A 26,025-nucleotide genomic window follows, 5' to 3' on the forward strand; every position below is an offset into this window, starting at 1 on the left:
TCCTGTTCAGAAGCGGATGCGCGACGGCGTGGTCAGGCTGTCCGGGGTGTCGGAGAGCTGGCGGACCAGGGATTCCTGCAGGCGGGCGCAGAGCTCCGGGTCGGCCAGCGGCTGGTTGTGGGCGTCGGTGACGAAGAACACGTCCTCCACGCGCTCGCCGAGGGTGGCGATCTTGGCGTTCTGCACCGACAGATCGAAGTCGAGGAAGATCTGTCCGACCCGGGCCAGCAGGCCCGGGCGGTCGGGGGCGATCACCTCGATGATGCTCAGCGGGCGCTGGGCGTCGGTGTGGATGGTCACCTGCGGGGCGAAGCCGAAGCTCTTCAGCTGGCGCGGCACCCGGCGCTTGATGATGCTGCTGTAGTCCTGCGGGTTCTTCAGCGCGTCGACCAGGCCCTGGCGGATCTCCTCGATGCGCTGCGGGTCGTCGCCGATCGAGCCGCCGTCGGCGTCCAGCACCACGTAGGTGTCGAGGGTGAACTGGCTGGTCGAGGTGAGGATGCGCGCGTCCTGGATGTTCAGGTTGAGCTGGTCCATGGCCGCCACGGTCACCGCGAAGAAGTCGTGCTGGTCGGGAGCGTAGATGAAGATCTGCGTGCCGCCCTCGAACTCGCGTTCGGTGGTTTCCTTGATCAGCACCAGCGGCGCGCCGTCGTGGGGATGCTGGAGGATCGCTTCGGCGTGCCAGGCGATGTCCTCGGGGCCGTGGCGCAGGAAGTAGTCGTCGCCCAGTTGGGTCCACAGCTGCTCGGCGGCGTCGCTGTCGACCTCGCCGCGGCTGCGCAGCAGGTCGAGGGCGGCGTGCTGGTTCTCGCGGATGCGCTCCTCGCGGTCGATCGGGTTCTCCAGGCCGCGGCGCAGGGCGCGCTTGGTCTCGGCGTACAGCTGGCGCAGCAGCGAGGCGCGCCAGGAGTTCCACAGCGTCGGGTTGGTGGCGTTGATGTCGGCCACGGTCAGCACGTACAGGTAGTCGAGGTGGGTCTGGTCGCCCACGGTGCGCGCGAAGTCGTTGATCACCTGCGGGTCGGAGATGTCCTTGCGCTGCGCGGTGGTCGACATCACCAGGTGGTTCTTCACCAGCCAGGCGATCAGCCGGCTGTCCCACGGCGGCAGGTGGTGGCGGGCGCAGAAGGCCAGCGCGTCCTGGGCGCCCAGCTCGGAGTGGTCGCCGCCGCGGCCCTTGGCGATGTCGTGGAACAGCCCGGCGAAGTACACCAGCTCGGGCTTGGGCAGCTTGGCCATCAGCTCGCTGGCCAGCGGGAACTTCTCCGCCAGCTCCGGGCGGTCGAGCTTGCGCAGGTGCTTGATCAGGTTGAGGGTGTGCGCGTCGACCGTGTAGATGTGGAACAGGTCGTGCTGCATCTGGCCGATGATGTGGCCGAACTCCGGCACGTAGCGGCCGAGGATGCCGTAGCGGTTCATCCGCCGCAGGTTGCGGTGGATGCCCTCGTGGGACTTGAACAGCTCGACGAACAGGCTGGTGTTGCGGATGTCGTTGCGGAAGCGGTCGTCGATCAGGTGGCGGTGGTCGCGCAGCAGGCGGATGGTCTGCGAGCGCACGCCGCGGATCTCCGGGTGCTGGGCCATCAGCACGAACACCTCGAGGATCGCGCTGGGGCTGCGCTTGAACACGTTGGGGTGGATCGCCTCGATGAAGCCGTCGCGCACCTGGAAGCGCGCGTTGAGCTGGCGCGGCGGCTCGGCCCCGGGCTGTTCGAGCAGCAGCTCCTCGAGGATCTGGTTGACCAGGTCGCTCAGCTCGGCGGTGGCCATCACCATGCGGTAGTATTTCTGCATGAACTGCTCGACCGCCAGCTTGGTGTCGCTGGTCTCGAAGCCGAACAGGCCGGCCAGGCGGCGCTGGTGGTCGAACAGCAGGCGGTCCTCGGCGCGGCCGGTGATCATGTGCAGGGCGTAGCGCACCTTCCACAGGAAGGTCTGCCCGGCGCTCAGCAGTTCGTGCTCGCCCTGGGTCAGCAGGCCGTGGGTGACCAGGGTCTCCAGGGTCAGGGAGCCGTACTGGCGGCAGGTCACCCAGAGGATGTGCTGCAGGTCGCGCAGGCCGCCCGGCGAGCCCTTGACGTTGGGCTCGAGGTTGTACTCGGTGTCGTTGTACTTGGCGTGGCGGGCGCGCTGTTCGGCGCGCTTGGCGAGGAAGAACTCGCGGGCCGGCCACATGTACTGGGTGCCGGTGGCGGCGCGCATGCGCTGGCGCAGGCTGTCGGGGCCGGCGATGGTGCGGCTTTCCATCAGGTTGGTGATCACCGTCAGGTCGGCGCGCGCCTCGCTGGCGCATTCCTCCACCGAGCGCACGCTCTGGCCGATCTCCAGGCCGATGTCCCACAGCAGGGTGAGGAAGCCCTCGATCGGTGCGCGCAGGCGCTCGTGCTGGGCGCCGTCGAGGAGGATCAGGAGGTCGATGTCCGAGTGCGGGTGCAGCTCGCCGCGGCCGTAGCCGCCGACCGCCACCAGCGCCACGCCGTCGTCGTCGCCCCAGTCGAAGCGCGCCCAGGCCTCGCCGAGGATCTGGTCGACGAACCAGGCGCGCCCGGTGATCAGCGCGCGGATGTCGCAGTTGGCGGAGAAGCGCCCGTCGAGCACCTCGCAGGCCTTGCGGATGGCCTTCTTGAAGGCGGGAATCGGGCTGCTCTTCAGCGCCAGTTCGGCCTGGAACTGGCCGCGGTCGAACAGTTCGAGGTCCGCATCCATCGAGGGCATCGGGCGATCTCCATTCATCGGGGTGGGGCTGGGGCTCAGGGCAGGCAGCGGGCGATGGTGTCGTCGCTGCGCAGGGTGAGGATCTCGCAGCCGCTGTCGGTCACCAGGATGGTGTGCTCGTACTGGGCGGACAGCTTGCGGTCCTTGGTGATCGCCGTCCAGCCGTCGCCGAGCAGGCGGGTCTCGTGGCGGCCCTGGTTGATCATCGGCTCGATGGTGAAGGTCATCCCGGCCTTCAGTTCCAGGCCGGTGCCGGCGCGACCGTAGTGCAGCACCTGCGGCTCCTCATGGAACACGTTGCCGATGCCGTGACCGCAGTACTCGCGCACCACCGAGTAGCCGTTCTTCTCGGCGTGCTTCTGGATGATCTCGCCGATGTCGCCCAGGCGTGCGCCCGGACGCACCACGGAGATGCCCTTGTACAGGCACTCCTGGGTGATCTGGCACAGGCGGGTGGCCCACTCCGGCACCTTGCCGACCATGAACATCTTGCTGGTATCGCCGAAGTAGCCGTCCTTGATCACCGTGATGTCGATGTTGAGGATGTCGCCATCCTTGAGCGGCTTGTCGTTGGGGATGCCGTGGCAGACCACGTGGTTGAGCGAGGTGCAGATCGACTTGGGGAAGCCCTTGTAGTTGAGGGGCGCCGGGATGGCCTGCTGCACGTCGACGATGTAGTCGTGGCAGAGGCGGTTGAGTTCGTCGGTGGTGACCCCGGCCTTGACGTGCGGCTCGATCATTTCCAGCACCTCGGCGGCCAGGCGGCCGGCCACGCGCATTTTCTCGATTTCCCCGGGGGTCTTGATGGTGACGGTCATCAGCTCTCTCTGGCGCGGCTGCGCCTGCCTATATAAACAGGAAAGACTGTCATTCTAACAGAGCCGGCGCACGCTGCGGGACGTGCGCACGGGTTTCGCCGAGCGCGCAGGTATGGTATAAAGCGCCGCGCTTTTCGGGGTGGTCCCGGAAAGGCAACGAAACCACACACGCATCGACACAATTATCCTGGGTGCCCGCAAGGGTTGGATTTTGGGATGCGTGGAGGCTCAACCCGACTTATCGAGGAATAGAAATGTCCCAAGTCAACATGCGCGATATGCTCAAGGCCGGCTGCCACTTCGGTCACCAGACCCGTTACTGGAACCCGAAGATGGGCAAGTACATCTTCGGCGCGCGCAACAAGATTCACATCATCAACCTCGAAAAAACCCTGCCGATGTTCAACGAAGCCCTGAGCTTCGTTGAGAAGCTGGCTGCCGGCAAGAACAAGATCCTGTTCGTCGGCACCAAGCGCTCCGCTGGCAAGATCGTCCGCGAAGAAGCTACCCGCGCCGGTATGCCGTTCGTCGATCACCGCTGGCTGGGCGGCATGCTGACCAACTACAAGACCATTCGCGCTTCCATCAAGCGTCTGCGCGATCTGGAAACCCAGTCCCAGGACGGCACCTTCGAGAAGCTGACCAAGAAGGAAGCGCTGATGCGTTCGCGCGACCTGGAGAAGCTGGAGCGCAGCCTGGGTGGTATCAAGGACATGGGCGGTCTGCCGGACGCGCTGTTCGTGATCGACGTCGACCACGAGCGCATCGCCATCACCGAAGCCAACAAGCTGGGCATCCCGGTCATCGGCGTGGTCGATACCAACAGCAGCCCGGAAGGCGTGGACTACATCATTCCGGGTAACGACGACGCCATCCGCGCCGTGCAGCTGTACCTGGGCTCGATGGCCGACGCCGTGCTGAACGGCAAGGCCAAGGCCGGCACCGGCGAAGAGTTCGCCGCCGAGGCTTCCTCCGAAGCCGCCGAAGGCTGAGCGCAGGCGCGCCAAGCGTTATCCGGTGCGCAAAAAGGGGGCTAGGCCCCCTTTTTGCCACTTCCGAATTGCCGCCCGGCCCGCCGGGCGAACTGGTTTAGCAACTCTTCAGAGGATTCCCAACATGGCAGAGATTACTGCAGCACTGGTCAAGGAACTGCGCGAGCGTACCGGCCAGGGCATGATGGAGTGCAAGAAGGCCCTGGTCGCCGCCGACGGCGACATCGAGAAGGCCATCGACGACATGCGCGCTTCCGGCGCCATCAAGGCCGCCAAGAAGGCCGGCAACATCGCCGCCGAAGGCTCCATCGCCGTCAAGGTCGCCGCTGACAACAAGGCGGCCGTGATCATCGAAGTCAACTCGCAGACCGACTTCCTGGCCCTGCAGGACGACTTCAAGGGCTTCGTCGCCGAGAGCCTGGAAGAAGCCTTCGCCAACGGTCTGACCGACGTGGCCCCGCTGGTCGCCTCCCGCGAGTCCGCCCGCGAAGCCCTGGTCGCCAAGTGCGGCGAGAACGTCAACATCCGTCGCCTGACCCGCGTCGAAGGCGACGTGATCGGTGCCTACCTGCACGGCCACCGCATCGGCGTGCTGGTGACCCTGAAGGGCGGCAACCCCGAGCTGGCCAAGGACATCGCCATGCACGTGGCTGCCAGCAACCCGCAGTTCCTGAGCGCTGCCGAGGTTTCCGAGGAAGCCATCGCCAAGGAAAAGGAAATCTTCCTGGCCCTGAACGCCGACAAGATCGCCGGCAAGCCGGAAAACATCGTCGAGAACATGGTCAAGGGCCGTATCGCCAAGTTCCTCGCCGAGGCCAGCCTGGTCGAGCAGCCGTTCGTCAAGGATCCGGAAGTCAAGGTCGGCGAGCTGGCCAAGAAGGCCGGTGCCGAGATCGTTTCCTTCGTCCGCTTCGAAGTGGGTGAGGGCATCGAGAAGGCCGAAGTCGACTTCGCTGCCGAAGTTGCTGCCCAGGTGGCTGCCACCCAGCAGTAAGATGGCCTGAGGTCGTCCGAGAAGAGGCTGCCCGCTCCCGCGCGCAGCCTTTTCTTTGCAAGCTGGCGGCTCGGCCGCCGGGAAGAGACAGGGATGCAGTTTTTCGGTGCCATGAGGGCACGGGTTCACTCTGCCGCGGTCAAAGCCGCGCCGGAGCGCGAAAAGCCGGTTTTTCGCAACATCACACTGCCGCAGGAGATTCGTATGGCCCAGCTGAGTGGTCGCCAAGCCCGCTACAAACGTATTTTGCTCAAGCTCAGCGGTGAAGCGCTGATGGGCAGCGAGGACTTCGGCATCGATCCCAAGGTGCTCGACCGCATGGCCCTGGAGATCGGCCAACTGGTGGGCATCGGCGTGCAGGTCGGTCTGGTCATCGGCGGCGGCAACCTGTTCCGCGGCGCGGCGCTGAGCGCGGCCGGCATGGACCGGGTGACCGGCGACCACATGGGCATGCTGGCTACGGTGATGAACTCGCTGGCCATGCGCGACGCCCTGGAGCGCTCGAACATCCCGGCGCTGGTGATGTCCGCCATCTCCATGGTCGGCGTCACCGATCACTATGATCGCCGCAAGGCCATGCGCCACCTGAACAGCGGCGAGGTGGTGATCTTCTCCGCCGGCACCGGCAATCCGTTCTTTACCACCGATTCTGCCGCCTGCCTGCGCGCCATCGAGATCGATGCCGATCTGGTGCTGAAGGCCACCAAGGTCGATGGCGTGTACACTGCCGATCCGTTCAAGGATCCCAATGCCGAGAAATTCGAGCGCCTGACCTATGACGAGGTGCTCGATCGCAAGCTGGGCGTGATGGACCTGACCGCCATCTGCCTGTGCCGCGATCACAAGATGCCGCTGCGGGTGTTCAACATGAACAAGCCCGGAGCCTTGCTTAACATTGTTGTCGGGGGAGCCGAAGGCACCCTGGTCGAGGAGGGTTGAGAATGATCAACGAGATCAAGAAGGACGCGCAGGAGCGCATGAAGAAGTCGCTGGATTCGCTGGATCACGCCTTTGCCAAGATCCGCACCGGCCGCGCCCACCCGAGCATCCTGGACAGCGTCATGGTGTCCTACTACGGCGCCGACACCCCGCTGCGCCAGGTGGCCAACGTGGTCGCCGAGGATTCGCGCACCCTGGCCCTGACCGTGTTCGACAAGAGCATGATCCAGGCCGTCGAGAAGGCCATCATGACCTCCGACCTGGGGCTCAATCCGGCCACCGCCGGCACCACCATCCGTGTGCCGATGCCGGCGCTGACCGAGGAAACCCGCAAGGGCTATACCAAGCAGGCGCGCGCCGAGGCGGAGAACGCCCGCGTGGCGATCCGCAACATCCGCCGCGATGCGCTGGCCCAGCTCAAGGACCTGGTCAAGGAGAAGGAGATCAGCGAGGACGACGAGCGTCGTGCCGCCGACGAGGTGCAGAAGCTCACCGACAAGGCCGTCGGCGAAGTCGAGAAGGCCCTCGAGGCCAAGGAAGCCGACCTGATGGCCGTCTGACGGCCGGATGACTGTCATGGACAAGACGATGCAAGCACCTGCGGGTACGCCGCGCCACGTTGCCATCATCATGGATGGCAACAACCGCTGGGCGAAGAAGCGCTTCATGCCCGGCGTGGCCGGGCACAAGGCCGGCGTCGATGCGGTGCGCGCGGTGATCGAGGTGTGCGCCGAGGCCAAGGTCGAGGTGCTGACCCTGTTCGCCTTCTCCAGCGAGAACTGGCAGCGCCCGGCCGACGAGGTCGGCGCGCTGATGGAGCTGTTCCTCATGGCCCTGCGCCGCGAGGTCAAGAAGCTGGCGGCCAACGGCATCCGCCTGCGTATCCTCGGCGAGCGCACGCGCTTCCAGCCCGAACTGCAGAAGGCCATGTCCGAGGCCGAGGCGCTGACCGCCGAAGGCGGCGGCATGCTGCTGCAGGTGGCGGCCAACTACGGCGGCCAGTGGGACATCACCCAGGCGGCGCAGCGTCTGGCGCGCGAGGTGGCCGCCGGTCACCTCGCCGTCGACGAGATCACTCCCGATCTGCTGCAGCGCTGCCTGGCCACCGGCACCCAGCCGCCGGTCGACCTGTGCATCCGCACCGGTGGCGAGCAGCGCATCAGCAACTTCCTGCTCTGGCAGGTGGCTTACGCCGAGCTGTACTTCTCCGAGCTGCTGTGGCCGGACTTCAAACACGATGCCATGCGCGCCGCGCTGGCCGACTTCTCCTGTCGCCAGCGACGCTTCGGCAAGACCAGCGAGCAGGTGGCGGCGGAACAACGGAAGCCCACATGCTGAAGCAGCGCATCATCACCGCCCTGATCATGCTGCCCGTTGCCCTGGGCGGCTTCTTCCTGCTGCAGGGTGGCTGGTTCGCCCTGTTCATCGGCCTGGTGGTCTGCGCCGGCGCCTGGGAGTGGGCGCGTCTCGCCGGCTTCGAGGCGCAGCCGCTGCGCCTGGGCTATGCCGGCGTGGTCGCCCTGCTGCTGGCGGCCCTCTACCAGTTGCCGTCGCTGGCCGGGCCGGTGCTGGCCCTGGCGGTGCTCTGGTGGCTGGCGGCCATCGCCCTGGTACTCGCCTATCCGGCCAGCAGCCGGGCCTGGCAGGCGCTGCCGGTGCGCCTGGTGATCGGCCTGCTGATCCTGCTGCCGGCCTGGCAGGGCCTGCTGCTGCTCAAGCACTGGCCGCAGGGCAACAGCCTGATCCTCGCGGTGATGCTGCTGGTGTGGACGGCCGACATCGGTGCCTACTTCAGCGGCCGGCGCTTCGGCCGGCGCAAGCTGGCGGTGCAGGTCAGTCCCGGCAAGAGCTGGGAGGGGCTGTACGGCGGCCTGGCCGGCAGCCTGCTGCTGACACTGCTGGTCGGCCTGTATCGCGACTGGGACGCCCGCGACCTGATGATGGCGCTGCTCGGTGCGGCGCTGGTGGTGCTGATCTCGGTGGTCGGCGACCTGACCGAGAGCATGTTCAAGCGTCAGTCCGGCATCAAGGACAGCAGCAACCTGCTGCCCGGCCACGGCGGCGTGCTGGATCGCATCGACAGCCTGACGGCGGCGGTGCCGATGTTCGCCGTGCTGCTCTGGCTGCACGGCTGGGGAAGCCTGTGAAGCAGATAACCGTACTCGGAGCGACCGGTTCCATCGGTCTCTCCACCCTCGACGTCGTCGCCCGCCACCCCCACGACTACCGCGTCTTCGCCCTGACCGGCTTCAGCCGGCTGGCCGAGCTGGAGCGCCTGTGCCTGCTGCATCGCCCGCGATTCGCCGTGGTGCCGACGGCCGAGGCGGCGCGCGTGCTGCAGGATGGTCTGCGTGGCGCCGGGCGGGATACCGAGGTGCTGGTCGGCGAGTCGGGCTTGTGCGCGGTCGCCGCCCACCCGGAGGTGGATGCGGTGATGGCCGCCATCGTCGGTGCCGCCGGGCTCAAGCCGACCCTGGCCGCGGTGCAGGCGGGCAAGCGCGTGCTGCTGGCCAACAAGGAGGCGCTGGTGATGTCCGGCGCTCTGTTCATGCAGGCGGTGCAGGCCCACGGCGCCGAGCTGCTGCCGATCGACAGCGAACACAACGCCATCTTCCAGTGCATGCCCGGCGACTACGGCCAGGGCCTGGGGCGGGTCGGCGTGCGACGCATCCTGCTCACCGCCTCCGGCGGGCCGTTCCGCTGCTGGCCGCTGGAGCGCATCGCCGAAGCCACGCCGCAGCAGGCCTGCGCCCATCCCAACTGGGCGATGGGGCGCAAGATATCGGTCGACTCGGCGAGCATGATGAACAAGGGGCTGGAGCTGATCGAGGCCTGCTGGTTGTTCGATGCGCGCCCGGCCCAGGTCGAGGTGGTGGTCCATCCGCAGAGCGTGATCCATTCGCTGGTCGACTACGTTGACGGTTCGGTGCTGGCCCAGCTGGGCAATCCGGACATGCGCACGCCCATCGCCCATGCCCTGGCCTGGCCGCGGCGCATCGACTCCGGGGTGGCGCCGCTGGACCTGTTCTCCATCGCCCGCCTCGACTTCGAGGCGCCGGACGAGCGGCGTTTCCCCTGCCTGAAGCTGGCGCGCCAGGCGGCCGAGGCGGGCGGTACGGCGCCGGCGCTGCTCAACGCCGCCAACGAGGTGGCGGTCGCCGCCTTCCTTGACGAGCGCATCCGCTTCGTCGACATTGCCCGAATGATCGAGGCGGTGCTCGAGCGCATCCCCGCCGTTGCCGTCCGCGAGCTGGACGCCGTGCTGCAGGCCGATGCCGAGGCGCGTGCCGCCGCGCAGGACTGGCTTGGCCGCTGCGGACACTGAGTCCGGAGGTTTTTCGATGAGCGCGTTGTACATGATCGTCGGCACCCTGGTCGCCCTGGGTGTGCTGGTCACCTTCCACGAATTCGGTCACTTCTGGGTGGCGCGGCGTTGCGGCATCAAGGTGCTGCGCTTCTCGGTGGGTTTCGGCGCGCCGCTGCTGCGCTGGCATGACCGCCACGGCACCGAGTTCGTGATTGCCGCCATCCCGCTGGGCGGCTACGTGAAGATGCTCGACGAGCGCGAGGGCGAGGTTCCCGCGGCGCTGCTCGAGCAGGCGTTCAACCGCAAGAGCGTACGCCAGCGCTTCGCCGTGGTCGTCGCCGGACCGCTGGCCAACTTCCTGCTCGCCATCCTGTTCTTCTGGGTGGTCGCCATGCTCGGCAGCCAGCAGGTGCGCCCGGTGATCGGCAGCATCGAGCCGGGCAGCCTGGCGGAGCAGGCCGGGGTGATGGCCGGCGCCGAGGTGCTGGCGGTGGACGGCCGGGCGGTGCAGGGCTGGAGCGAGGTCAACCTGCAGCTGGTGCGCCGTCTCGGCGAGAGCGGCAGCCTGCGCCTGCGTCTGCAGGAGCCGGACTCCGGCGTGCAGAGCGAGCGCACCCTGGCCCTGGATGGCTGGCTCAGGGGAGCCGAGGATCCCGATCCGTTGGCGGCGCTGGGCATCCGTCCGTGGACGCCGAGGGTCGAGCCGGTACTGGCCCAGCTCGATCCGCAGGGGCCGGCGCAGGCCGCCGGGCTGGAGGTGGGCGATCGCCTGCTGAGCCTGGACGGGGTGGCGCTGGACGATTGGCAGCAGGTGGTCGAGCGAGTGCGCGAGCGCCCGGGGCAGCGGGTGAGCCTGCGGGTCGAGCGCGATGGCCAGGCGCTGGACGTCAGCCTGACCCTGGCCGCTCGCGGCGAAGGCAAGGCGCGCAGCGGCTACCTCGGGGCCGGCGTCAGCGGCGGCGAATGGCCGGCGCAGATGCTCCGTGAAGTCCGTCACGGTCCGCTGGAAGCGGTGGGCGAAAGCCTCGGGCGGACCTGGTCGATGAGCCTTCTGACCCTCGACTCGATCGGCAAGATGCTGTTCGGCGAGCTCTCGGTAAAAAACTTGAGCGGCCCGATAACGATTGCTAAAGTGGCCGGCGCTTCGGCCCAGTCTGGGGTGGGAGATTTCCTGAGCTTCCTCGCCTACCTGAGTATCAGCCTCGGCGTGCTCAACCTGCTGCCGATTCCGGTCCTCGATGGCGGGCATCTGCTGTTCTATCTGGTCGAATGGGTCCGTGGCCGGCCGCTGTCGGAACGGGTGCAGGCGCTCGGCATGCAGATAGGCATCAGCCTGGTGGTCGGCCTGATGCTTCTCGCCCTGTTTAATGACATCAGCCGGCTGTAACCTGCCACGCATTGCGGAGCTGCCGCCTGGGGCGGCAGTTCCTTTTTAGTCAGTCTGAAAAGTTAGAAAGGACTTCATGAAACGCTTGCTGCTACCGGCGGTAATTGCCGCGCTGATCACCGCCGAGGTTCACGCCGAGTCCTTCACGATCACCGACATTCGCGTCAACGGCCTGCAGCGGGTATCCGCCGGCAGCGTGTTCGGCGCCCTGCCGCTCAACGTCGGCGACGCGGTCGATGACCGCCGCCTGGTCGAGGCGACCCGCTCGCTGTTCAAGACCGGCTTCTTCCAGGACATCCGCCTCGGTCGCGAGGACGGCGTACTGGTGGTCGACGTGGTCGAGCGCCCGTCGATCTCGGCGATCGAGATCGACGGCAACAAGGCCATCGCCACCGATGATCTGCTCAAGGGCCTCAAGCAGTCCGGCCTGGCCGAAGGCGAGATCTTCCAGCAGGCGACCCTCGAGGGCGTGCGCAACGAGCTGCAGCGCCAGTACGTGGCGCAGGGCCGCTACTCGGCGAGCATCGACACCGAGGTGGTCAGCCAGCCGCGCAACCGGGTCGCCCTGAAGATCAAGATCAACGAGGGTTCGGTCGCCGCCATCCAGCACATCAACATCGTCGGCAACAAGGTGTTCTCCAGCGAGGAGCTGGCCGGCCTGTTCGAGCTGCGCACCACCAACTGGCTGTCGTTCTTCCGCAACGACGACAAGTATTCCCGCGAGAAGCTGTCCGGCGACCTCGAGCGCCTGCGTTCCTACTACTTGGATCGCGGCTACATCAATATGGACATCACCTCCACCCAGGTGTCCATCACCCCGGACAAGAAGCACGTCTACGTCACCGTCAACATCGACGAGGGCGAGCGCTACACGATCCGCGAGGTCAAGCTGGCCGGCGACCTGCGTGTGCCGGAGGAAGAGGTGCGCAAGCTGCTGCTGGTCAAGGAAGGCCAGGTGTTCTCGCGCAAGGTGATGACCAGCACTTCCGAGCTGATCACCCGCCGCCTCGGCAACGAGGGCTACACCTTCGCCAACGTCAACGGCATCCCCGAGCCGCACGACGAGGACAACACCGTCTCGCTGACCTTCGCCGTCGACCCGGGCAAGCGCGCCTACGTCAATCGCATCAACTTCCGCGGCAACACCAAGACCGAGGACGAGGTGCTGCGCCGCGAGATGCGCCAGATGGAAGGCGGCTGGGCCTCGACCTACCTGATCGACCAGTCGAAGACCCGCCTCGAGCGCCTCGGCTACTTCAAGGAGGTCAACGTCGAGACCCCGCCGGTGCCGGGCACCGACGACCAGATCGACGTCAACTACAGCGTCGAGGAGCAGCCGTCCGGCTCGATCACCGCCAGCGTCGGCTTCGCCCAGAGCGCCGGCCTGATCCTTGGCGGCTCGATCAGCCAGAACAACTTCCTCGGCACCGGCAACAAGGTCAACGTCGGCCTGACCCGCAGCGAGTACCAGACCCGCTACAACTTCGCCTTCACCGATCCGTACTGGACCGAGGACGGCGTCAGCCTCGGCTACAACATGTTCTATCGCACCACCGACTACAGCGACCTCGACGTCGACGTGTCGAGCTACTCGGTGGACAGCCTCGGTGCCGGCATCAACCTCGGCTATCCGATCAGCGAGACCTCGCGCCTGACCTACGGGCTGTCGGCCCAGCAGGACGACATCAAGCCCGGTACCTACACGGTCGACGAGATCAACGACTTCATCGCGGCCGAAGGCGACAGCTACACCAACTTCAAGGGCTCGATGGGCTGGTCGCAGTCGACCCTCAACCGCGGCATGTTCGCCAGCCGCGGCTACTCGCAGAGCCTGGTCGGCGAGATCACCCTGCCGGGCAGCGACCTGTCGTTCTACCGCATCGACTACAACGGCCAGGTCTTCGTCCCGCTGTGGAAGAAGGACTACGCCCTGCGCTTCCATGGCCGCCTGGGCTATGCCGACAGCTACGGCTCGACCAGCGAGCTGCCGTTCTACGAGCACTACTACGCCGGCGGTTTCGGTTCGGTACGTGGCTTCGAGGAAAGCAGCCTCGGCCCGCGCAGCACGCCGGCCGCGGCCGATCCGGATCAGGATCCGCAACCCTTCGGCGGCAACGTCATCGTGCAGGGCGGTACCGAACTGCTGTTCCCCCTGCCGTTCGTCAAGGACCAGCGCTCCCTGCGCACCGTGTTGTTCTGGGACGTCGGCAACGTGTTCGACACCAACTGCAGCGCCGCCCAGGAGGCGCGCGGCGAGGTCGGCTGCGACATCAGCCTGAGCGACATGGCCAGCTCGGTTGGCGTCGGCCTGACCTGGCTGACCGCGCTCGGCCCGCTGAGCTTCAGCCTCGGCATGCCGGTCAAGGAGCCCGAGAACTCCGATACCCAGGTATTCCAGTTCTCCCTGGGACAGACTTTCTAAGCCCGTTGGGGCCTTTCACCCAACCGATTCGTATCAGGAGTTCATCGTGCGCAAGTTGACCCAAGCAATCCTGTTCGCCGCCGCTATGGTGAGCCTGCCGGCCTTCGCCGAAATGAAGGTGGCGGTACTCAACTATCAAATGGCCCTGCTCGAATCCGACGCGGCCAAGAAGTACGCCGTCGATGCCGAGAAGAAGTTCGGCCCGCAGCTCAACCGCCTGAAGACCCTGGAGAGCGACGCCAAGCGCATCCAGGACCGCCTGATGAAGGAGGGCGAGAAGATGGCGCAGAGCGAGCGCGAGCGTCTGGAACTCGAGTTCAAGCAGAAGGCCCGCGACTTCCAGTTCCAGTCCAAGGAGCTGAACGAGGCCAAGGCCATCGCCGACCGCGACATGCTCAAGCAGCTCAAGCCGAAGCTGGACAAGGCCGTCGAGGAAGTGATCAAGAAGGGCAACTACGACCTGGTGCTGGAGCGCGGTGCCGTGGTGGAAGTCAAGCCGCAGTTCGACATCACCAAGCAGGTGATCGAGCGCATGAACCAGCTGCGCTGATCGCCATGAGTGCTTCCGTCCATACCCTTGGCGAGCTGGCCGCGCGCGTCGGCGCCGAGCTGCGCGGACCGGCCGATCTGCCCATCGCCGGTCTGGCCGCTCTGCAGGACGCCGGCCCGCAGCAGCTGACCTTCCTCGCCAACGCGCAGTACCGCAAGCACCTGGCGACCTGCCAGGCCGGCGCGGTGCTGCTGACTCCGGCCGATGCCGAGGGCTTCGCCGGCAATGCCCTGGTGCTGGCCAATCCCTACCTGGCCTTCGCCCAGCTGTCGCACCTGTTCGACCGCAAGCCGGTCGCCGTGCCCGGCATCCACCCGACGGCCATGGTCGCCGCGGATGCCGTGGTCGATCCGAGCGCCTCGGTCGGTCCCGGCGTGGTGATCGAGTCCGGCGCGGTGATCGGCGCGCGGGTGAGCCTCGGTGCCCATTGCGTGATCGGTGCGCGCAGCGTGATCGGCGACGACGGCTGGCTGGCGCCGCGGGTGACCCTGTACCACGACGTGCGCATCGGTCAGCGTGTGGTCATCCAGTCCGGCGCGGTGCTCGGCGGCGAGGGCTTCGGCTTCGCCAACGACAAGGGCGTGTGGATCAAGATCGCCCAGATCGGTGGCGTGACCATCGGCGACGACGTCGAGATCGGCGCCAACACCACCATCGACCGTGGCGCCCTGGCCGACACGGTGATCGGCAACGGGGTCAAGCTCGACAACCAGATCATGATCGCCCACAACGTGCAGATCGGCGATCACACTGCCATGGCCGGCTGCTGCGGCATCTCCGGCAGCACCAGGATCGGCAAGCACTGCATGATCGCCGGCGGCGTCGGCATGGTCGGTCACATCGAGGTGTGCGATCACGTGTTCGTCACCGGCATGACCATGGTCACCCGCTCGATCACCGAGCCGGGGGCCTATTCCTCGGGCACGGCGATGCAGCCGGCGGCCGAGTGGAAGAAGAGCGCCGCGCGCCTGCGTCACCTTGACGACATGGCCAAGCGCCTGCAGCAGCTGGAAAAACAGCTCGCCGCCGTGACCCGGAGCGGGGATGGCTCATCTGATGCCTGAGGCACGCCTCCCCGTGTTCCATTTTTTGACCAAGGCTCCCACACCATGATGGATATCAACGAGATTCGCGAACTCCTGCCGCACCGCTACCCGTTCCTGCTGGTGGATCGGGTGGTGGAGATGGATCTCGAGGAAAAGCGCATCCGCGCCTACAAGAACGTGACCATCAACGAGCCGTTCTTCAATGGCCACTTCCCGGGCCATCCGATCATGCCGGGGGTGCTGATCATCGAAGCCATGGCCCAGGCCGCCGGCCTGCTCGGCTTCAGCATGATGGGGGCCAAGGCGGCCGCCGACACCCTGTACCTGTATGTCGGCTCCGACAACCTGCGTTTCCGCTCGCCGGTGACCCCGGGGGATCAACTGATCCTCGAGGCCCGCGTACTCAGCACCAAGCGTGGCCTGTGGAAGTTCGAGTGCCAGGCCAGCGTCGACGGCAAGGCGGTCTGCTCCGGCGAGATCATCTGCGCGGAACAGAAGAAATGAGTCTGATCGACCCTCGCGCCATCATCGATCCGAGTGCCAGGCTGGCCGACTCCGTCGAAGTTGGCCCCTGGTCGATCATCGGTCCGAACGTGGAAATCGGCGAGGGTACCGTGATCGGTCCCCACGTGATCGTCAAGGGCCCCACGGTGATCGGCCGGCACAATCGCATCTACCAGTTCTCCTCGGTAGGCGAAGACACTCCCGATCTGAAGTACAAGGGCGAGCCGACCCGTCTGCTGATCGGCGACCACAACGTGATCCGCGAAGGCGTCACCATCCATCGCGGCACCGTGCAGGATCGCTTCGAGACCACCATCGGCAACCACAACCTGCTGATGGCCTACGTGCACGTCGGCCACGACAGCGTGATCGGCGACCACTGCATCCTGGTCAACAACACCGCACTGGCCGGCCACGTGCACGTCGGCGACTGGGCGATCCTCTCCGGCTTCACCCTGGTCCACCAGTTCTGCCATATCGGCGCGCACAGCTTCTCCGGCATGGGCACGGCGATCGGCAAGGACGTGCCGGCCTTCGTCACCGTGTTCGGCAGCCCCGCCGAGGCGCGCAGCATGAACTTCGAGGGCATGCGCCGGCGCGGTTTCAGCGACGAGGTGATGCACGCCCTGCGTCGCGCCTACAAGGTCATGTACCGCAAGGGGCTGACCGTCGAGGAGGCGCTGGCCGACCTGGCCGCCGACGCGGCGCAGTACCCGGAAGTGGCGCTGTTCTGCGACTCGGTGCGCAGCTCGACCCGCGGCATCACCCGCTGACGCCATGGTCCGTCCCCTGAAGATCGCCCTGGTCGCCGGCGAGGCGTCCGGCGACATCCTCGGCGCCGGCCTGATGCAGGTCATCAAGGCCCGCCACCCCGATGTCCGCTTCATCGGTGTCGGCGGGCCGCGCATGCAGGCCGAGGGCCTCGATTCGTACTTCCCGATGGAGCGCCTGGCGGTGATGGGCCTGGTCGAGGTGCTCGGCCGCCTGCCCGAACTGCTCAAGCGCCGCCGCGGCCTGATCCGCACCCTGATCGACGAACAGCCGGACGCGTTCGTCGGCATCGATGCCCCGGACTTCAACCTCGGCGTCGAATTGAAGCTGCGCCAGGCCGGTATCCGCACCGTGCACTACGTCAGCCCCTCGGTGTGGGCCTGGCGGCAGAAGCGCGTGCTGAAGATCCAGCGCGCCTGCGACCTGATGCTCACCCTGTTCCCCTTCGAGGCGCAGTTCTACGAGGCGCAGCAGGTGCCGGTGTGCTTCGTCGGTCACCCGCTGGCCGACGTCATCCCCCTGACGGCCGACCGGGCCGCCGCGCGCGCCGCTCTCGGCCTGCCGGAGCAGGGCGCGGTGGTGGCGCTGCTGCCCGGCAGTCGCGGCGGCGAGGTCGAGCGTCTCGGTGGCCTGTTCCTCGACGCCGCCGAGCGCCTGCGCGCGCTGCGTCCGGGGCTGCGCTTCGTGCTGCCCTGCGCCAGCGCCGAGCGCCGCGCCCAGGTCGAGGCCATGCTCGCCGGGCGCGACCTGCAGGTCAGCCTGCTCGACGGCCGCTCCCACGAGGCTCTGGCCGCCTGCGATGCGGTGCTGATCGCCTCCGGCACCGCGACCCTCGAGGCGCTGCTGTTCAAGCGGCCGATGGTGGTGGCCTACCGGGTGGCGCCGCTGACCTACCGCATCCTCAGGCGCCTGGTGAAGAGTCCGTACATCTCGCTGCCCAACCTGCTGGCCGGGCGCCTGCTGGTCCCCGAGCTGATCCAGGACGCCGCCACGCCGGAAGCACTGGCCGGCGCGCTGGCGCCGCTGATCGACGATGGCCAGGTGCAGACCGAGGGCTTCGATGCCATCCACCGCGCCCTGCGCCGCGGCGCCTCCGAGCGCGCCGCCGAGGCGGTGTTGCGGCTGGTGGAGGGCGCCTGATGCAGCTGGGTCTGGATTTCACCCTGGTCGAGGAGCTGGTCGCCGGCGTTGACGAGGTCGGCCGCGGTCCGCTGTGCGGTCCGGTGGTCACCGCCGCGGTGATCCTCGATCCGGCGCGTCCCATCGCGGGGCTCAATGACTCCAAGAAGCTCAGCGAGGCGCGCCGTGAGCGGCTGTTCGACGAGATCCGCGACAAGGCGCTGGCCTGGTGCATCGGTCGCGCCGAGGTCGAGGAGATCGACCGCCTGAACATCCTGCAGGCCACCTTCCTGGCCATGCAGCGCGCGGTCGAGGGCCTGTCCATCCAGCCGCGGCTGGCGCTGATCGACGGCAATCGCTGCCCGAAGCTCCTGGTGCCCAGCGCGCCGGTGGTCGGCGGCGACGCCAGGGTGCCGGCGATCGCCGCCGCCTCGATCCTCGCCAAGGTCAGCCGCGATCGCGAGATGGCCGAACTGGATGCCCGCTATCCTGGTTACGGCATGGCCGGGCACAAGGGCTATCCGACGCCGGCGCATCTCGAGGCGCTCAGGCGCCTGGGGCCGACGCCCATTCATCGGCGCTCCTTTGCGCCGGTCCGGGCGCTGCTCGATCCGTCCTGAGCTAACCCATGCACTGCCAGTCCGGGCCCGGTACAATTCCGGGCCCAGTCGTTTCTGCGTCCACGGAATTGCCATGACCGCCACCTTCGTCCACCTGCGCGTGCACACCGAATACTCCCTGGTCGACGGCCTGGTACGGGTCAAGCCGCTGGTCAAGGCGGTGGCCGGGGCGGGCATGCCGGCGGTGGCGGTCACCGACATGAGCAACATGTGCTCGCTGGTCAAGTTCTACAAGACCGCCATGGGGGGCGGCATCAAGCCGATCTGCGGCGCCGACCTGTGGCTGGCCGGCCGCGGCGAGGACGCCCCGCTGTCGCGCCTGACCCTGCTGGCGATGGATGCCCAGGGTTACCGCAATCTCACCGAGCTGATCTCGCGCGGCTGGACCGAGGGGCAGCACAACGGCCTGGTGGTCATCCAGCGCGACTGGGTCAAGCAGGCCGCCGCGGGGCTGATCGCGCTGTCCGGTGCCAAGGAGGGGGAGATCGGCCTGGCGCTGCTCGGCGGTCACGCCGACGAAGCCGAGGCGCTGCTGCGCGAGTGGCAGGCGGTGTTCCCCGAGCGCTTCTACCTGGAGGTGCAGCGCACCAGCCGGGTCAACGACGAGGAGTACCTGCACGCGGCGGTGCAACTGGCCACGCGCTGCGATGCGCCGCTGGTGGCCACCAACGACGTGCGCTTCCTCAAGCAGGACGACTTCGAGGCCCACGAGACCCGCGTGTGCATCGGCGAGGGACGCACCCTCGACGATCCGCGGCGGCCGCGCAATTACTCGGACCAGCAGTACCTGAAGAGCCCGGCGGAGATGGCCGAGCTGTTCAGCGACCTTCCCGAGGCGCTGGAGAACACCGTCGAGATCGCCAGGCGCTGCAACATCGACGTGCGCCTGGGTAAGCACTTCCTGCCCGACTTCCCGACGCCCAACGGCATGGGCATCGACGACTACCTGCGCCACGCCTCCTACGAGGGGCTGGAAGAGCGTCTTGAAGTGCTGCTGCCCAAGGACACTCCGGACTACGAGGCCAAGCGCCAGGTCTACGTCGACCGCCTGGAGTTCGAGCTGGGCACCATCATCCAGATGGGCTTTCCCGGCTACTTCCTGATCGTGGCCGACTTCATACAGTGGGCGAAGAACAACGGCGTGCCGGTGGGACCGGGGCGCGGCTCGGGTGCCGGCAGTCTGGTCGCCTACGTGCTGAAGATCACCGACCTCGACCCGCTGGCCTACGACCTGCTGTTCGAGCGCTTCCTCAACCCCGAGCGGGTCTCCATGCCCGACTTCGACGTCGACTTCTGCATGGACGGCCGCGACCGGGTGATCGACTACGTGGCCGACAAGTACGGTCGCAACGCGGTGAGCCAGATCATCACCTTCGGCTCGATGGCGGCCAAGGCGGTGGTGCGCGACGTGGCGCGGGTGCAGGGCAAGTCCTACGGGCTGGCCGACCGCCTGTCGAAGATGATCCCCTTCGAAGTCGGCATGACCCTGGAAAAGGCCTACGAGATGGAGGAGCCGCTGCGCGACTTCCTCGCCGTCGACGAGGATGCCAGGGAAATCTGGGACATGGCCCTCAAGCTCGAGGGCATCACCCGCGGCACCGGCAAGCACGCCGGCGGCGTGGTGATCGCGCCGACCAGGCTCACCGACTTCTCGCCGATCGCCTGCGACGAGGAGGGCGGCGGCCTGGTCACCCAGTTCGACAAGGACGACGTCGAGGCCGCCGGCCTGGTCAAGTTCGACTTCCTCGGCCTGCGCACCCTGACCATCATCAAGTGGGCACTGGAGACCATCAACCGCGAGCAGGCGAAGAAGGGCCTGCCGCCGGTCGACATCGACTTCATCCCGCTGGACGACAAGCCGACCTACCAGTTGCTGCAGCGCGCCGAGACCACCGCGGTGTTCCAGCTCGAATCGCGCGGCATGAAGGAGCTGATCAAGAAGCTCAAGCCGGACTGCCTGGAAGACCTCATCGCGCTGGTGGCGCTGTTCCGTCCCGGCCCGCTGCAGTCGGGCATGGTGGACGACTTCATCAACCGCAAGCACGGCCGTGCCGAGCTGTCCTATCCGCACCCGGACTACCAGTACGCGGGCCTCGAGCCGGTGCTCAAGCCCACCTACGGCATCATCCTGTACCAGGAACAGGTGATGCAGATCGCCCAGGTGATGGCCGGCTACACCCTGGGCGGTGCCGACATGCTGCGTCGGGCCATGGGCAAGAAGAAGCCCGAGGAGATGGCCAAGCAGCGCGGCGGCTTCATCGAGGGCTGCGCCAACAACGGCATCGACGGCGAGCTGGCGGGCAACATCTTCGACCTGGTGGAGAAGTTCGCCGGCTACGGCTTCAACAAGTCGCACTCGGCCGCCTACGGCCTGGTCTCCTACCAGACCGCCTGGCTGAAGACCCATTTCCCGTCGCCGTTCATGGCCGCGGTGATGTCGGCGGACATGCACAACACCGACAAGGTGGTGATCCTCATCGAGGAATGCCGCAGCATGAAGCTGCGCATCGACGCCCCCGACGTCAACGTCTCCGAGTTCAAGTTCACAGTCAACGAGGACGGGCGCATCGTCTACGGCCTCGGTGCGGTCAAGGGCGTCGGCGAGGGGCCGGTGGAGGCCATCGTCGAGGCGCGCGCCACGGGGCCGTTCAAGGACCTGTTCGACTTCTGCGCGCGGGTCGATTTGAAGCGCATCAACAAGCGCACCCTGGAGGCGCTGATCCGCAGCGGTGCGCTGGATCGCCTCGGCCCGCACTACCACGACGAGCCCAAGGCCTACCAGGCCAGCCTCGACCTCAATCGCGCGGTGCTGCTGGCGGCGATGGAGGAGGCGGTACAGGCGGCCGAGCAGAGCGCGCGCAGCGCCGACAGCGGACACATGGACCTGTTCGGCGGGCTGTTCGCCGAGCCCGAGGCCGACGTCTACGCCAACTACCGCAAGGTGCGCGAGCTGACCCTCAAAGAGCGCCTGCGCGGCGAGAAGGAGACTCTCGGCCTGTACCTGACCGGCCACCCGATCGACGAGTACGAAGGCGAGGTGCGCCGCTTCGCCCGCCAGCGCATCATCGACCTGCGCCCGGCGCGCGAGACGCAGACGGTGGCCGGGCTGATCGTCAACCTGCGGGTGATGAAGAACAAGCGCGGCGACAAGATGGGCTTCGTCACCCTCGACGACCGTTCCGGGCGCATCGAGGCCTCGCTGTTCGCCGAGGCCTTCGCCGCCGCGCAGTCGCTGCTGCAGACCGATGCGCTGGTGGTGATCGAGGGCGAGGTGAGCATGGACGACTTCTCCGGCGGCCTGCGCCTGCGTGCGAAACGGGTGATGAGCCTGGAGGAGGCGCGCACCGGGCTGGCCGAGAGCCTGCGCATGCGGGTCGACGGCGAGGCGCTCAGGGGCGAGCGGCTGCGCTGGCTGGCCGAGCTGTGCGGCCAGCATCGCGGCGCCTGTCCGATCACTCTCGACTACAGCGGCCGGGACGCGCGCGCCCTGCTGCAGTTCGGCGACCAATGGCGAATCGACCCCACCGACAACCTTATCCAGACTTTGCGTGACCAGTTCGGACGCGACAACGTCTTCCTCCAATACCGCTAAGGCGGGGTCCTCCGACCCTGCCAGGCTCGACCCGTGGCGCCCGATCCCGTAAAGTCGGGCGCCTGTTTTCCTGAGCCGAACAGTAACCCGCTCACCACGGATGCCTGCATGAACCCGAATTATCTGGATTTCGAACAGCCGATCGCCGACCTGCAAGCCAAGATCGAAGGCCTGCGCATGGTGGGCAACGACAACGAGCTGAACATCAGCGAAGAGATTGCCCGCCTGCAGGACAAGACCAGGACGCTGACCCAGAGCATCTTCAGCAACCTGACCAGCTGGCAGATCGCGCGCCTGGCCCGTCATCCGCGCCGCCCGTACACCCTGGACTACATCCAGCACATCTTCACCGAGTTCGACGAGCTGCACGGCGACCGCCACTTCGCCGACGACGCCGCCATCGTCGGCGGCGTGGCCCGCCTGGACGACAAGCCGGTGATGATCATCGGCCACCAGAAGGGCCGCGAGGTGCGCGAGAAGGTGCGCCGCAACTTCGGCATGCCGCGCCCCGAGGGCTACCGCAAGGCCTGCCGCCTGATGGAGATGGCCGAGCGCTTCAAGCTGCCGATCCTCACCTTCATCGACACCCCCGGCGCCTACCCGGGTATCGACGCAGAGGAGCGCGGCCAGAGCGAGGCCATCGCCTGGAACCTGCGCGTCATGGCGCGCCTGAAGACTCCGATCATCGCCACCGTGATCGGCGAGGGCGGTTCGGGCGGCGCGCTGGCCATCGGCGTGTGCGACCAGCTGAACATGCTGCAGTACTCCACCTATGCGGTGATCTCGCCGGAAGGCTGCGCCTCGATCCTCTGGCGCACCGCCGAGAAGGCGCCGGAAGCCGCCGAGGCCATGGGCATCACCGCCGAGCGCCTGAAGGAGCTGGGCATCGTCGATACCGTGATCGCCGAGCCGCTGGGCGGCGCCCACAGCGACCATGCGGCCATGGCTGCCGTGCTGCGCGAGTCGCTGAATCAGCAGCTGGACATGCTCGGCAAGCACGACATCCCGGCCCTGCTGGACCGTCGCTACCAGCGCCTGATGAGCTACGGCGCGGTCTGATCCCCCGGCTATGCCGATCTGAAGGCTCCTGCGCTCCGGCGCGGAGCCTTGCTGTAGGGTGGAAGACTCGCGCAGCGATCTTCCACCGTGCTGGCACGGGCCTCGTCCCCAGCTGGAGCCTGCCTCCATGTCCCTCGAATCCCGCCTCCTGCAAGTCCTCGAGCCCTGGCGCCAGGCGCCGGCCTGGAAGATAGCCTTCTCCGGCGGACTGGATTCCACCGTCCTGCTCCACCTGCTGGTGCGCCTGCGCGAGTCCCATGCGCTGCCGCCGCTGTCCGCCATCCACATCCATCACGGCCTGCAGAGCGTCGCCGACAGCTGGGCCGCCCTGTGCCGCGCCCAGTGCGAGGCACTGGGCATTCCCCTGCAGGTGCGCCATGTGAAAGTCGACGAGGGCGCCAGTCTCGAGCGCGCCGCCCGCGAGGCCCGCTACGCCGCCTTCGCTGAGCTGCTCGGGGCCGGCGAGGTGCTGCTGACCGCCCAGCACCGGGATGACCAGGCCGAGACCCTGCTGCTGCGCCTGCTGCGTGGTGCCGGGGTGCGCGGCCTGGCGGCCATGCCGGCCAGTCGGCCGCTGGCGGCGGGGCGGCTGCTGCGCCCGCTGCTGGGGATGACGCGGGTGGAGCTGGAGACCTGGGCGACGCGTGAGCAGCTCGCCTGGGTCGAGGATCCGAGCAACCTGGACATCCGCCTGGCGCGCAACTTCCTGCGTCACGAGATCCTGCCGCGGCTGGCGCAGCACTGGCCGGCGGCCGGCGCGGTACTGGCGCGCGACGCCGAGCAGCTGGCCGAGGCCGACGACCTGCTCGGCGAGCTGGCCGAGCTGGACCTGGCGGGGGCGCGCCCGGCGGCCGAGCCGGCCTGGCTGGCACTGCCCTCGCTGGCGCTGGCGCCGCTGCTGGCGCTGTCCGAGGCGCGTCAGCGCAATGCCCTGCGCCACTGGCTGCGCGCGCTGACCCGGCTGCCCGAGCGCGAGCACTGGGCCGGCTGGGTCGATCTGCGCGACGCTCGGGGCGATGCGGAGCCCGTCTGGCGCCTCGAGGGGGGCGAGCTGCGCCGGGCCGGCGGGCGGCTGTGGTGGCTGAATGGCGACTGGCTGCAGGCGCCGCCGCCATCCGCCATCGACTGGAGCGATCCGGCGCGGCCGCTGCCGCTGCCCGGCAACGGTCGGGTGCGGCTGGAAGGGGCGCTTCCCGGGCGGCCTCTGCAGATCCGCTATCGCCAGGGCGGGGAGGTGCTCGAGCTGCTCGGGCGCGGTCGTCGCGACCTCAAGCGCCTGCTGCAGGAAAGTGGCCTGCCGGCTTTCGTGCGTACCCGCCTGCCCCTGCTGTACGCTGGTGGCGAGCTGCTGGCGGTGGCCAATCTGCCCGGGTTGCAGGCCCGTCTGCAGCCGGCACTGCGACTGGTCTGGGAGTCGCCGACCGCCGGTCCGGGTTTGAGCTGAAAAGGCCTTTCGCGTAAACTATCCTCCCGTCTTCAAGAGGCTTTCTGCCTCCCTTCGCATTCCCCGGCGGCGCTGACCGCCTAAACGCAGACTTCTAGGGTTTTTCATGACGCGCTACATCTTCGTCACGGGTGGTGTTGTTTCTTCTTTGGGGAAAGGCATCGCCTCGGCTTCCTTGGCGGCAATCCTGGAGGCGCGGGGGCTGAAGGTCACCATGCTCAAGCTGGACCCCTACATCAACGTCGATCCGGGGACCATGAGCCCGTTCCAGCATGGCGAGGTGTTCGTCACCCATGATGGCGCGGAAACCGACCTCGATCTGGGCCACTACGAGCGGTTCATCCGCACCACCATGACCCAGAACAACAACTTCACCACCGGCCGCGTCTACATGGACGTGCTGCGCAAGGAGCGCCGCGGCGACTACCTGGGCGCCACCGTGCAGGTGATCCCGCACATCACCGACGAGATCAAGCGCCGGATCATCAAGGGCGCCGGCGATGCCGACGTGGCCCTGGTGGAGATCGGCGGCACCGTCGGCGACATCGAGTCGCAGCCGTTCCTCGAGGCGATCCGCCAGCTGCGCGTCGAAGTCGGCGCCAAGCGCGCGATGCTGATGCACCTGACCCTGGTGCCGTACATCGCCACCGCCGGCGAGACCAAGACCAAGCCGACCCAGCACTCGGTGAAGGAGCTGCGTTCCATCGGCCTGCAGCCGGACGTGCTGATCTGCCGTTCCGACCACCCGGTCGACCTGTCCTCGCGGCGCAAGATCGCCCTGTTCACCAACGTCGAGGAGCGTGCGGTGATCAGCCTGGAAGACGTCGACACCATCTACAAGATCCCGGCGGTGCTGCATGCCCAGGGCCTCGATGACATCGTCGTCGAGCGCTTCGGCCTGGAGTGCGGCCCGGCCGACCTGTCCGAGTGGGAGCGCGTGGTCGACGCCAAGCTCAACCCCGAGCACGAAGTCACTATCGCCATGGTCGGCAAGTACATGGAACTGCTGGACGCCTACAAGTCGCTGATCGAGGCGATGGGGCACGCCGGCATCCAGAGCCGCACCAAGGTCAACCTGCGCTACATCGACTCCGAGGACATCGAGAACCAGGGCACCGGCCTGCTGGAAGGCGTCGATGCCATCTTGGTGCCGGGCGGCTTCGGTCTGCGCGGCGTGGAAGGCAAGATCACTGCGGTGCAGTACGCCCGCGAGAACAAGATCCCCTACCTGGGCATCTGCCTCGGCATGCAGGTGGCGGTGATCGAGTACGCCCGCAACGTGCTGGGCTGGGCAGACGCCAACTCCACCGAGTTCGACCACGCCAGCGCCCATCCGGTGGTCGGCCTGATCACCGAGTGGCAGGACGCCACCGGCGCCGTCGAGCAGCGCAGTGCCGGTTCCGATCTGGGCGGCACCATGCGTCTGGGCGGCCAGGAGTGCCAGCTCGAGCGCGGCTCGCAGGTTCACGCCTGCTACGGCAAGGACGTGATCGTCGAGCGCCACCGCCACCGCTACGAGGTCAACAACAACCTGCTGCCGCAATTGCAGGAAGCCGGTCTGCGCGTCAGCGGCCGCTCCGGCGACGGCGCGCTGGTCGAAGTGGTCGAGGCCCCGAACCACCCGTGGTTCGTCGCCTGCCAGTTCCACCCGGAGTTCACCTCCACCCCGCGCGACGGCCACCCGCTGTTCAGCGGCTTCGTCAATGCCGCCCTCAAGCAGCACGAAGCGAAGAAGGCCTGATC

Annotated in this window: 21 protein-coding genes; 19 read left to right on the plus strand and 2 right to left on the minus strand. The window is 67.3% G+C overall.

Annotated elements, in window-relative coordinates; all coding sequences use genetic code 11:
- Positions 1-6: 6 nt before the first annotated feature.
- Both SK095_RS00125 and map read right to left on the minus strand, forming a co-directional pair.
- Positions 7-2,718, minus strand: coding sequence for a [protein-PII] uridylyltransferase (locus SK095_RS00125; protein WP_320547494.1), 2,712 nt, complete (start codon positions 2,716-2,718; stop codon positions 7-9).
- A gap of 35 nt (positions 2,719-2,753) precedes the next feature.
- Positions 2,754-3,536, minus strand: a complete 783-nt coding sequence (gene map / locus SK095_RS00130; RefSeq protein WP_136489088.1) for a type I methionyl aminopeptidase — start codon at positions 3,534-3,536, stop codon at positions 2,754-2,756.
- A gap of 254 nt (positions 3,537-3,790) precedes the next feature.
- Here map and rpsB point away from each other — a divergent pair, with 254 nt between their 5' ends.
- The 19 genes from rpsB to SK095_RS00225 all read left to right on the plus strand — a co-directional run bounded on the left by rpsB (position 3,791) and on the right by SK095_RS00225 (position 26,023).
- Entirely contained in the window at positions 3,791-4,528 is a 738-nt protein-coding gene (gene rpsB / locus SK095_RS00135) for a 30S ribosomal protein S2 (protein ID WP_201486115.1), read from the plus strand.
- Positions 4,529-4,652: 124 nt separating this feature from the next.
- Complete coding sequence (gene tsf / locus SK095_RS00140; RefSeq protein WP_201486116.1) at positions 4,653-5,522, plus strand: translation elongation factor Ts; 870 nt, start codon at positions 4,653-4,655, stop codon at positions 5,520-5,522.
- 204 nt (positions 5,523-5,726) lie between these two features.
- A complete protein-coding gene (gene pyrH / locus SK095_RS00145) occupies positions 5,727-6,461 on the plus strand; it encodes a UMP kinase (RefSeq protein WP_201486117.1) in 735 nt (244 codons plus the stop codon).
- Between the two features lie 2 nt (positions 6,462-6,463).
- Entirely contained in the window at positions 6,464-7,021 is a 558-nt protein-coding gene (gene frr / locus SK095_RS00150) for a ribosome recycling factor (protein WP_136489092.1), read from the plus strand.
- Between the two features lie 16 nt (positions 7,022-7,037).
- A complete protein-coding gene (uppS, locus tag SK095_RS00155) occupies positions 7,038-7,799 on the plus strand; it encodes a polyprenyl diphosphate synthase (protein ID WP_136489093.1) in 762 nt (253 codons plus the stop codon).
- The gene (locus SK095_RS00160) at positions 7,793-8,608 is read left to right on the plus strand and encodes a phosphatidate cytidylyltransferase (protein ID WP_320547495.1); all 816 of its coding nucleotides are present in this window, start codon (positions 7,793-7,795) and stop codon (positions 8,606-8,608) included. The genes uppS and SK095_RS00160 overlap by 7 nt, the downstream gene beginning before the upstream one ends.
- A complete protein-coding gene (gene ispC, locus SK095_RS00165; RefSeq protein WP_414153864.1) occupies positions 8,605-9,786 on the plus strand; it encodes a 1-deoxy-D-xylulose-5-phosphate reductoisomerase in 1,182 nt (393 codons plus the stop codon). Before SK095_RS00160 ends, ispC begins: the two co-directional genes overlap by 4 nt.
- Before the next feature lie 16 nt (positions 9,787-9,802).
- On the plus strand, positions 9,803-11,155 hold the full coding sequence (gene rseP, locus SK095_RS00170; protein ID WP_320547496.1) for a sigma E protease regulator RseP: 1,353 nt from the start codon (positions 9,803-9,805) through the stop codon (positions 11,153-11,155).
- A 76-nt stretch (positions 11,156-11,231) separates the two neighbouring features.
- A complete protein-coding gene (gene bamA, locus SK095_RS00175; RefSeq protein WP_320547497.1) occupies positions 11,232-13,577 on the plus strand; it encodes an outer membrane protein assembly factor BamA in 2,346 nt (781 codons plus the stop codon).
- Between the two features lie 46 nt (positions 13,578-13,623).
- A complete protein-coding gene (locus SK095_RS00180; protein WP_136489098.1) occupies positions 13,624-14,127 on the plus strand; it encodes an OmpH family outer membrane protein in 504 nt (167 codons plus the stop codon).
- 5 nt (positions 14,128-14,132) lie between these two features.
- Positions 14,133-15,191 carry a UDP-3-O-(3-hydroxymyristoyl)glucosamine N-acyltransferase gene (gene lpxD / locus SK095_RS00185; RefSeq protein ID WP_320547498.1) on the plus strand — a complete coding sequence of 353 codons (1,059 nt, stop codon included), beginning with the start codon at positions 14,133-14,135 and terminating at the stop codon, positions 15,189-15,191.
- A gap of 45 nt (positions 15,192-15,236) precedes the next feature.
- Positions 15,237-15,677, plus strand: a complete 441-nt coding sequence (gene fabZ / locus SK095_RS00190) for a 3-hydroxyacyl-ACP dehydratase FabZ (protein WP_136489100.1) — start codon at positions 15,237-15,239, stop codon at positions 15,675-15,677.
- The gene (gene lpxA / locus SK095_RS00195) at positions 15,674-16,450 is read left to right on the plus strand and encodes an acyl-ACP--UDP-N-acetylglucosamine O-acyltransferase (RefSeq protein ID WP_320547499.1); all 777 of its coding nucleotides are present in this window, start codon (positions 15,674-15,676) and stop codon (positions 16,448-16,450) included. Before fabZ ends, lpxA begins: the two co-directional genes overlap by 4 nt.
- Positions 16,451-16,454: 4 nt before the next feature.
- Positions 16,455-17,588 carry a lipid-A-disaccharide synthase gene (lpxB, locus tag SK095_RS00200; protein WP_320547500.1) on the plus strand — a complete coding sequence of 378 codons (1,134 nt, stop codon included), beginning with the start codon at positions 16,455-16,457 and terminating at the stop codon, positions 17,586-17,588.
- Positions 17,588-18,187, plus strand: coding sequence for a ribonuclease HII (gene rnhB / locus SK095_RS00205; RefSeq protein WP_320547501.1), 600 nt, complete (start codon positions 17,588-17,590; stop codon positions 18,185-18,187). The genes lpxB and rnhB overlap by 1 nt, the downstream gene beginning before the upstream one ends.
- Positions 18,188-18,260: 73 nt before the next feature.
- Positions 18,261-21,779 carry a DNA polymerase III subunit alpha gene (dnaE, locus tag SK095_RS00210; RefSeq protein WP_136489104.1) on the plus strand — a complete coding sequence of 1,173 codons (3,519 nt, stop codon included), beginning with the start codon at positions 18,261-18,263 and terminating at the stop codon, positions 21,777-21,779.
- 108 nt (positions 21,780-21,887) lie between these two features.
- Entirely contained in the window at positions 21,888-22,838 is a 951-nt protein-coding gene (gene accA / locus SK095_RS00215; RefSeq protein WP_136489105.1) for an acetyl-CoA carboxylase carboxyl transferase subunit alpha, read from the plus strand.
- A 127-nt stretch (positions 22,839-22,965) separates the two neighbouring features.
- On the plus strand, positions 22,966-24,282 hold the full coding sequence (tilS, locus tag SK095_RS00220; protein ID WP_320547502.1) for a tRNA lysidine(34) synthetase TilS: 1,317 nt from the start codon (positions 22,966-22,968) through the stop codon (positions 24,280-24,282).
- Between the two features lie 106 nt (positions 24,283-24,388).
- Positions 24,389-26,023: a CTP synthase gene (locus tag SK095_RS00225; protein ID WP_136489107.1), complete on the plus strand. Its 1,635-nt coding sequence runs from the start codon at positions 24,389-24,391 to the stop codon at positions 26,021-26,023.
- Positions 26,024-26,025 lie beyond the last annotated feature (2 nt).

Origin of the sequence: Pseudomonas sp. AN-1 (genome assembly GCF_034057115.1) — a bacterium.
Classification (GTDB): Bacteria; Pseudomonadota; Gammaproteobacteria; order Pseudomonadales; family Pseudomonadaceae; genus Geopseudomonas.

What these genes read in the sequence shown, in the direction of transcription:
- SK095_RS00125 (WP_320547494.1), bottom strand. Translation starts at nt 2,718, where the DNA reads ATGCCCTCGATGGATGCGGACCTCGAACTGTTCGACCGCGGCCAGTTC.
- map (WP_136489088.1), bottom strand. Translation starts at nt 3,536, where the DNA reads ATGACCGTCACCATCAAGACCCCCGGGGAAATCGAGAAAATGCGCGTG.
- rpsB (WP_201486115.1), top strand. Translation starts at nt 3,791, where the DNA reads ATGTCCCAAGTCAACATGCGCGATATGCTCAAGGCCGGCTGCCACTTC.
- tsf (WP_201486116.1), top strand. Translation starts at nt 4,653, where the DNA reads ATGGCAGAGATTACTGCAGCACTGGTCAAGGAACTGCGCGAGCGTACC.
- pyrH (WP_201486117.1), top strand. Translation starts at nt 5,727, where the DNA reads ATGGCCCAGCTGAGTGGTCGCCAAGCCCGCTACAAACGTATTTTGCTC.
- frr (WP_136489092.1), top strand. Translation starts at nt 6,464, where the DNA reads ATGATCAACGAGATCAAGAAGGACGCGCAGGAGCGCATGAAGAAGTCG.
- uppS (WP_136489093.1), top strand. Translation starts at nt 7,038, where the DNA reads ATGGACAAGACGATGCAAGCACCTGCGGGTACGCCGCGCCACGTTGCC.
- SK095_RS00160 (WP_320547495.1), top strand. Translation starts at nt 7,793, where the DNA reads ATGCTGAAGCAGCGCATCATCACCGCCCTGATCATGCTGCCCGTTGCC.
- rseP (WP_320547496.1), top strand. Translation starts at nt 9,803, where the DNA reads ATGAGCGCGTTGTACATGATCGTCGGCACCCTGGTCGCCCTGGGTGTG.
- bamA (WP_320547497.1), top strand. Translation starts at nt 11,232, where the DNA reads ATGAAACGCTTGCTGCTACCGGCGGTAATTGCCGCGCTGATCACCGCC.
- lpxD (WP_320547498.1), top strand. Translation starts at nt 14,133, where the DNA reads ATGAGTGCTTCCGTCCATACCCTTGGCGAGCTGGCCGCGCGCGTCGGC.
- fabZ (WP_136489100.1), top strand. Translation starts at nt 15,237, where the DNA reads ATGATGGATATCAACGAGATTCGCGAACTCCTGCCGCACCGCTACCCG.
- lpxA (WP_320547499.1), top strand. Translation starts at nt 15,674, where the DNA reads ATGAGTCTGATCGACCCTCGCGCCATCATCGATCCGAGTGCCAGGCTG.
- lpxB (WP_320547500.1), top strand. Translation starts at nt 16,455, where the DNA reads ATGGTCCGTCCCCTGAAGATCGCCCTGGTCGCCGGCGAGGCGTCCGGC.
- rnhB (WP_320547501.1), top strand. Translation starts at nt 17,588, where the DNA reads ATGCAGCTGGGTCTGGATTTCACCCTGGTCGAGGAGCTGGTCGCCGGC.
- dnaE (WP_136489104.1), top strand. Translation starts at nt 18,261, where the DNA reads ATGACCGCCACCTTCGTCCACCTGCGCGTGCACACCGAATACTCCCTG.
- accA (WP_136489105.1), top strand. Translation starts at nt 21,888, where the DNA reads ATGAACCCGAATTATCTGGATTTCGAACAGCCGATCGCCGACCTGCAA.
- tilS (WP_320547502.1), top strand. Translation starts at nt 22,966, where the DNA reads ATGTCCCTCGAATCCCGCCTCCTGCAAGTCCTCGAGCCCTGGCGCCAG.
- SK095_RS00225 (WP_136489107.1), top strand. Translation starts at nt 24,389, where the DNA reads ATGACGCGCTACATCTTCGTCACGGGTGGTGTTGTTTCTTCTTTGGGG.